Origin of the sequence: Nitrosospira multiformis (genome assembly GCF_003050865.1) — a bacterium.
Lineage (GTDB): Bacteria > Pseudomonadota > Gammaproteobacteria > Burkholderiales > Nitrosomonadaceae > Nitrosospira > Nitrosospira multiformis_E.
In genome coordinates, this window is sequence record NZ_QAOK01000050.1 from 1 (window position 1) to 6,864 (window position 6,864).

A 6,864-nucleotide genomic window follows, 5' to 3' on the forward strand; every position below is an offset into this window, starting at 1 on the left:
AGCCCTGGTGCGCGCTGAAAAAGCAGCAGAACGCGCGCAGAAGGCAAGGGCCAATGCAGCACGTATCGTAAATGCGGAAAAGCTCGCAACACGAAAAGCCCGAGACCGGGAACTCTACAACACCGTAGGCTTGATGATCCTGGCAGGCCTGGTGGATTCCAGAACCGGCATGCCGCTCTTGGATCGAGGGGAACTCCTGGGCGCGCTCATGGAGCTCTCCAGGATATCCCCTGAGGATGAGCGCAAAGCACAGTGGAAGCGCAAGGGTGATGCCCTGCTGGCAGAGAAGATGAAGGGTTGAGGGTCAGCAGGAATGTTCAAGCGCTGCCAGCGCCAAATTCCTGATCAAGGGAGGGGGCTGCTGGATAACGCCGTCAATTTTTGAACAAGGATATATCGAGCACTTCAGAAAAATATCGGTTACTTCAAAAAAATATCGAAATATTCCAGAAAGAATATCGAGTGCTGCAAATAAATACAGGATTCATGCAGGAATTTTCGGGTTTGTTGCAGTTGTTTGAGCAAGTACGTGGGGCGCTGCCCCACCCCCCGCGTTCGCCACGAGGCAGGGGTGCAGGGAGGATTTGATCGCAAATCTCCCTGCACCCCTGGTCTTAGCGTGTATCGCTTCAGGCAACGTCAAGGCCATGCCCTCTCGGGGGGCTTGCGCCCGCCTTGACCCTGCCTTGAAAGCGAAAAACAGCTGTTCCAGGAAGTATTTTCAAAAAGACGTTTAAAAGCCTCTGGAGCGTTTAAAGGGAAGAAAAGATAGATTTCCTTCAGCTTGAGGTAGAAATGCGCTCCACGGCTCTGAGAACGCGTTTGAAGGGTATTGCTGCGCACTGCTGGAACTGGCGAAAGTGCCTGCGGAAGATAAGCGCCGGGGAGAATGGAAGCACAAGGCGATGCGCTGCTCGCAGAAAAAATGAAAGGCTAGATGTGTGGGGCAACGCCCCACACATCTACAGCCAAGTCACCTGTTGGTTCAGTGCAGTGCTTGGCCACCAGGTAATAAACGTGAGCTAGATTAGCCGCTTCCGGCGAGTAAGACCAAGACCAACCATGCCTAAGGCTATCAACCCCAATATCCCAGGCTCCGGAACTTGAGCTGGGCCAGTAGGCTGGCATCCTGGTGCCGTGGGATTAGCTGTACAGAAGTCAATGGTTTCATTCAGCTTCGCGCTGGCAAATGCGGTCACGAAATCCTGCACAACTGTCTGGTTCGTGCTGTTAAGGCCATTGAGATCGAACACCTGACCATGATTACCAGTTGCCAGGGCGCTGAAGGAATTGATGGTGCTTGATCCGCGCAGAACTGCGTTATACAGGGCATTATTATCCTTGAGTAATTCATCCAGGATGGACGCAGTTACTGCATTTCCTCCTACCGCACCCCTTGATGCTGTATCGCCATTGCTGGGCTCATCAGTGAAGATGATGATATTGATCAGTGCATCGGAACGGAATGAAAATAGCGAGCTTTGTCCATCCAGTTCGTTCAAGGCAAAGGCAGATGCAGTATATCCCGGTTCCGTGCCGCCATTGGTGGTAAGACCCATGGCTGCAGTAGCAAATCCGGCTGGATCCGTGAAATCCGTCACCATGCGTGGCCTGACTGCGCTATCTCCATAACCTACCAATCCATATCGGGCATCAACCAGTCCCCCACCGGAAAGAATGGAGGCAAACAAACCGATATTGTTACGCAGATTGGCCTGGACATTTCCCATGGAACCAGATTCGTCCACGATCATGATGATATCAGTCTGGATAGGGGCTGCCTGCGCAGATAAACCAAGCGCTATCAGTGAACCCGACAACAAGGCCATACATGCAATTTTTTTGAAAGACATCAGTACTCCTATTTTTATTTATTGTTAACACTTACATTAATGCAGTTACGTTAGACCGTAACTGCTGATGAGCTATAGCAATTTTTATGCCAGGCTATTTATTTCAAAGACTTAATTTGAGGTTTCAGAAATAGAAATTTTTTCTGTAAAACAGATCGACATACTTTCTGGGGCAGGAACACAGGGTAGGCATGGGGCCTAAAATTCCTGCATCTCATTGCCTGGCGTTTACCGCTTTCAGGCAACATTAAGCTCTCTCGGCTGGCGAAGCCAGCCTTGACCATGCCTTGAAGTCTCTCTCGTATTCATTCGTATTACGAAAGTAACAAAACCGCTTTTAAGGCTTTTAGAGCGATTGAATTGGAAGGGACATAGGGGTTCTAGGCTTGGGATAGAAATGTTCTCTACGGGCCTTGCAGACGTATTTAAAAGGCCATCTCAGTGCCAACTTACCAAACATCTCCTGTCCTTCTTCCTGAAGACAGGTTTTATGAAGGGTGAGATCATCACCGATAGAGTTTGGGGCAATTTCCACAGAAACCCGGCTGAAGCACCGGCCTGCTTGCAGGCTGGGGCTGATTTGTCCGGGTCCTGGTGCCCGAAGGGTGAGCCGTAAGGTTCAGGTCAGATACAGCAGAGCTGGCAGCTGAGCCACCTGGATTGCCCTCATGCCCTGCTCAAGGTTCAGAAGATGACTTTTGTACCTTTTGAAAAAGATGAAACTGGAAGGGGGGGTCTTTTGGCCCCCTGAAGGGAGCCTCGATAAATTCCCTTAAATCGGGAAATTGATTGCTGGAGATGTGTTATCCACAGCTGGAGTTGGGCGCGAGGTGTTAAAGATTTTATATGTTAAAAAACGCGCGCGCGTTACGCCTTTAGGAAAATCAGCTTAAATAATGACTTGCAGGTTGTTTGTGTGGGTGATAGCACATGTCTGCTGTGGGTGATAGCACATGCCTATCCACAAGAAAACGTGGGTGATAGCACATGTCTATCCACAAACATGGGATGAAAACACGATAAATTTCTCTTCTTAGCAAACGTACTCTGTAGTGGGTAAAGGCACAATCCTCAAAAGAGATCTGGGTTTTCGCAGATAGAGAGATTGAAGACCAGAAATAAACAGGAGGTCTACTTTTTGGCTGTTTTGGCCGTCAAACCCTTACTCAAACGGTGAACGTCCTTTGTGTAGAAGATTGCCTTATCTGATTCATCCAGGATCATCCGATAATTGGGCAAGGTATCGGTCTGAATAATTCCTCGCACCATGCGACGAAACTCGCGCAAACTACACTTGCTCCCCGCTTTCTCTTGTAAAAGCTCAAGACTAATACTCCACATAGTTTGGTAACCACAATGCTTGCGAGCCAGCTCGTACAAGCGGCGTTCTAGCGGTTTGCGAAGACGAAAATAATCAGAGTGGATAGTAAGCACTTCATGTGCCTGAACTGCGTTAAACAACCACTCTGACAAAGTGACTTCTACAGCAACCATCCGCTCATCATCCGGCGACTTTTCGACGATCTTAGCCCGCTCGATTATCCCGAAAATTTCCCGAGTGCGTTGCCCACCTGTTTTGATATTAGTTTTCAAGGTTGTGCCACGCAGGCGCTCAAAGGTATCGCTCAGTCGCTCGTAGCTACGTCCGTTGATAGCCTTATTTGTAGATATTAGGTAGTCATATACTGTGAAACGAACTGTGCGATTTTTCGCGTCGGCTCGACCTCGATTCAATGCCTCAGTCATCTGTGACACGACATAAATCAACACGTCCTTGTCGAACTGAGTAGCCCGTCCCTTGATACTTGGGGTTACTGTCAGGGAGCGAGACTTATCCTTACTCTCCCAATGCCATTCTGAGAGATCTGGTTTAGTGGCGAGCGTGAAAATCGGAGCTTCCATGCTTACACCGTCATCTTTCAAGGCATAATCAAACAGATCACACAGAAAAAAATCACGGTCGGTATGACGCACTGGCAGCAACTTCGAACGTTCACGCTTCTCCCTGATCTGCTGGTCCGTGTCGTTAACGATTGGAGTGCAAGAGGGTGCAGCTTGGCTGCCAAAATCTAGCTTGGCTTGCTCGGTTTGACGTTCCTTTGATCTCTTCTTCATCCAGCTCGACAATAGCTTTTATTGGATGGCACTCCGATAGCCCAGCTTTTTCGGCAATTAATCCGATTACTGGAAAGGCTCTCCGTGCAGGGATTTCCTCTCTATGATCCTACAAGGCAGCCGCTGCCACCCGGGCTTCGCGTGTCGTATCTCCGTACCCCGCTAAAAGTCCGGCAATAGAAATATCTTCATTCAAGACATTCCAATGAATACCATACGGTGATAATTCGTATTGGTATAACTCCTCTGACTTAGCACGTTGTAAGCGTGGAAACCAAGTTAAAGGCACACCCAATGTGCGTCCATCGGATAGTTCTACCCACATGCTGTTATCGTCGAACGATACTGACTTAGCTGAAATACTCATTCCATGTCCTTTCTATCAGGTGGATATTCTGCTCGATGACGTCTACGAGCTCACGCAGAGTTTGGGCGTTGAATCCTGTGCTGCTATCGAGGGAAACTGGATGAAGCCAGAACTTTGCCTCACCATCACTGCTGCGTACGTGCACGTGTACTGGTTCACGGGGATTTCCCTCATTCGAATAGAAAAAGAATCTATAACCTTTGTAACGAAAAATGACGGGCATCTATATTTCAGACGTATGATGTTTTTCATACAGGCTAATTGCTTCACGCAACACCTCAACTAAGGTGACGTCTTGCGCAGCTGCGATTTTCCTCAATCTTTGGCGAAATTCCCGCGGCACTTTGAATCCTAGATTTACAAACTCACTCGAAGCTATCTTTGTATTCTCTGAAATTCTCCTATTTATCACTTCTTTTTGACGTGCCTCTTTAATGATAGGGCGGCTTGGTGCATCCTCTGCTGGCGCTCCCTGCCCCTTTTCAGCCAACAAGCTCGACATATCAAACGCTGGTTTCTTAGACATGCAGCAACCCCTTTGCTTTTTTAGACAAATTCGTCTTTTCGTCTATTCTTGATTTTACGAAATCCCACAATTCTCGTATTTCTGCTGCACCTTTACCCGTTGGCTCATCCTCCAACATTGTCGAACCGGCATAAGCGGCTTTTGCATATCCTTCCCGTTGCTGAATAATAGTTTGGCAGACAACCCCATGTTCCGAGAGTGCACCCATAGTGGAGATCAGAAGTTGCGTTCCTGGGCGTGCCTTGCTTAATACGAAAATAAATGGCCTTCCACTTTTTTTGACTACCGGTAAAGTCAAACGATTCAGAGAACGTACGTCATCAGGGCTTGGGACTACTGGAATTACAATTAAGTCAGCCGATCTCAATACTTCAGCATATTGCTCAGCATCGGCCGCTGCGGTATCAAAGAACAAGTAATGAAACCGGCTTGCAAGTACTGGCTGCTTGGATGAAAACTCTGTGACCCCAACCACAGCTAAAGGTGGAGTCTCCGATGGACGTGCATTCCACCAATCTGCCAAAGAGCTTTGAGGGTCTGTATCGCACAGAACGGCTGTCCCTGCATTTTCCATCTCGGCAGCAACCGCTAAATGGCGTGTGATATTAGATTTTCCAACGCCACCCTTACTGTTTAAAACTACTATAGTTTTCATTTTAGGTACCCTTAATTTTTAGACGAATAGACGATTTATACGAATTTGAGAATATTAATTTTTCGTATTTTCGTCAATAGACGAAATAAATAATTATTTATTTCGTCTATTTGTTAATAGTTAAATGGCAGAATAGATGAATAGATGAATTAGTCACTCCAAGGAAAGGGCCGGCGGTCCAAGCCAATTTGGGTGCCGGAAGCAGCATAAGCACAACTCATATCCAGTCCTGACGGCTATGGCAGTTCACCGTACCTTGCTCAACGCTCGATATAAGGTCGTCCGATCCACACTCAGCAGCCCGGCCATGCCGGATACGGTTTCCCGTCCCTCCTGGATCATCTGAGCTGCATGGCTAATCTGCTCCCGGCTCAGCTTGTGTGGCCGACCTATGTGCTTTCCCCGCCGCCTGGCTGCTTGCATCCCGGCCTTTGAGCGCTCGGAAATTAATGAGCGCTCAAATTCGGCCAAGGCACCCATGATGTGAAATACCAGCTTACCGCCTGCACTGGTCGTGTTGATGCCATCCGAGAGGCTTTCAAATCCTGCCCCCTCATTTCTCAGTTTCTCGATCAGCTCAATCAGAAAGCTCAATGAGCGGCCCAGGCGGTCCAGCTTCCACACAACCAGCACATCGCCTTTCCCCACTGCGGCAATTGCCTGGGACAGTCCTTCACGCTCGATGGTGGCCCCGCTCACCCCCTGATCGGTGAATATCCGTTCACACCCTGCTCTGTTCAAAGCGTCCATCTGCAAGTCAAGATTCTGGTCGCCAGTCGATACGCGCGCATAGCCGATTTTCATGAATTTCTTCTTCCTTTATTTCGCACAACCCTTATGCAACATTACAGGCCAAAAAAAACAATGCCTTGCATTGTCCGTTTGAGTGTAGTAAAAGGGACCCATTTTGCCACATACAAAGCTCAAAAAACGGAACACGGAACAAGCCCACTGGCTCACGACATTTCCCCCGCTGCTGTGGGCACCCTGCGGCTTTTCGCGCAATCCTGTGGACTAACGTATTTGGTTATCACTAAGCTGGAATTCCTTTTCTGCTCGAATCAGCGAACCATTCCTTTATTCTTTTCATAAATTCCCAAACTGAATCGCCCCGGGTTCCGTGGAGGCTGATTGGTTTAAGTTAGATCTCGACGGTGACCTTTTCGGTTAGTTGCCGATAATAATTTTCTTCGGCTTCCGCTGGTGGAATATACCCTATGGGTGCCAACAAGCGGTGATGGTTAAACCACGAAACCCATTCCAGCGTAGCCAGTTCGACCGATGCCCGGGTTTTCCAGGGGCCGCGACGGTGAATTACTTCGGCCTTGTACAACCCGTTGATGGTTTC

The 6,864-nt window shown here is 48.4% G+C and carries 9 protein-coding genes; 1 reads left to right on the forward strand and 8 read right to left on the reverse strand.

The annotated features are described in order from the left end of the window. On the forward strand, window positions 1–301 hold a 301-nt coding region (locus C8R21_RS14835), incomplete at its 5' end, for a conjugal transfer protein TraD (protein WP_107763391.1). A 721-nt stretch (window positions 302–1,022) separates the two neighbouring features. Here the strand turns inward: C8R21_RS14835 and C8R21_RS16195 are convergent. The 8 genes from C8R21_RS16195 to C8R21_RS14885 all read right to left on the reverse strand — a co-directional run. Next, complete coding sequence (locus C8R21_RS16195) at window positions 1,023–1,853, reverse strand: VWA domain-containing protein (RefSeq protein ID WP_219906690.1); 831 nt, start codon at window positions 1,851–1,853, stop codon at window positions 1,023–1,025. 1,131 nt (window positions 1,854–2,984) lie between these two features. Then, window positions 2,985–3,968 carry a replication initiator protein A gene (locus C8R21_RS14855; RefSeq protein WP_107763394.1) on the reverse strand — a complete coding sequence of 328 codons (984 nt, stop codon included), beginning with the start codon at window positions 3,966–3,968 and terminating at the stop codon, window positions 2,985–2,987. A 109-nt stretch (window positions 3,969–4,077) separates the two neighbouring features. Further along, window positions 4,078–4,335 (reverse strand): DUF2442 domain-containing protein, encoded by a 258-nt coding sequence (locus tag C8R21_RS14860; RefSeq protein WP_074749182.1) that lies wholly within the window; start codon window positions 4,333–4,335, stop codon window positions 4,078–4,080. After that, window positions 4,319–4,558: a DUF4160 domain-containing protein gene (locus C8R21_RS14865; protein ID WP_074749181.1), complete on the reverse strand. Its 240-nt coding sequence runs from the start codon at window positions 4,556–4,558 to the stop codon at window positions 4,319–4,321. The genes C8R21_RS14860 and C8R21_RS14865 overlap by 17 nt, the downstream gene beginning before the upstream one ends. Beyond that, the gene (locus C8R21_RS14870) at window positions 4,559–4,861 is read right to left on the reverse strand and encodes a hypothetical protein (RefSeq protein WP_107763395.1); all 303 of its coding nucleotides are present in this window, start codon (window positions 4,859–4,861) and stop codon (window positions 4,559–4,561) included. It lies immediately after the preceding gene. Continuing rightward, a complete protein-coding gene (locus C8R21_RS14875) occupies window positions 4,854–5,516 on the reverse strand; it encodes a nucleotide-binding protein (RefSeq protein ID WP_107763396.1) in 663 nt (220 codons plus the stop codon). The genes C8R21_RS14870 and C8R21_RS14875 overlap by 8 nt, the downstream gene beginning before the upstream one ends. 246 nt (window positions 5,517–5,762) lie before the next feature. Then, window positions 5,763–6,320 carry a recombinase family protein gene (locus C8R21_RS14880; protein ID WP_107763397.1) on the reverse strand — a complete coding sequence of 186 codons (558 nt, stop codon included), beginning with the start codon at window positions 6,318–6,320 and terminating at the stop codon, window positions 5,763–5,765. Window positions 6,321–6,657: 337 nt separating this feature from the next. Continuing rightward, the coding region (locus C8R21_RS14885; protein ID WP_146162518.1) for an IS3 family transposase at window positions 6,658–6,864 on the reverse strand (207 nt) is incomplete at its 5' end.

Coding starts and splice junctions, on each gene's coding strand:
- C8R21_RS16195 (WP_219906690.1), bottom strand. CDS start 1,853: ATGTCTTTCAAAAAAATTGCATGTATGGCCTTGTTGTCGGGTTCACTG.
- C8R21_RS14855 (WP_107763394.1), bottom strand. CDS start 3,968: ATGAAGAAGAGATCAAAGGAACGTCAAACCGAGCAAGCCAAGCTAGAT.
- C8R21_RS14860 (WP_074749182.1), bottom strand. CDS start 4,335: ATGAGTATTTCAGCTAAGTCAGTATCGTTCGACGATAACAGCATGTGG.
- C8R21_RS14865 (WP_074749181.1), bottom strand. CDS start 4,558: ATGCCCGTCATTTTTCGTTACAAAGGTTATAGATTCTTTTTCTATTCG.
- C8R21_RS14870 (WP_107763395.1), bottom strand. CDS start 4,861: ATGTCTAAGAAACCAGCGTTTGATATGTCGAGCTTGTTGGCTGAAAAG.
- C8R21_RS14875 (WP_107763396.1), bottom strand. CDS start 5,516: ATGAAAACTATAGTAGTTTTAAACAGTAAGGGTGGCGTTGGAAAATCT.
- C8R21_RS14880 (WP_107763397.1), bottom strand. CDS start 6,320: ATGAAAATCGGCTATGCGCGCGTATCGACTGGCGACCAGAATCTTGAC.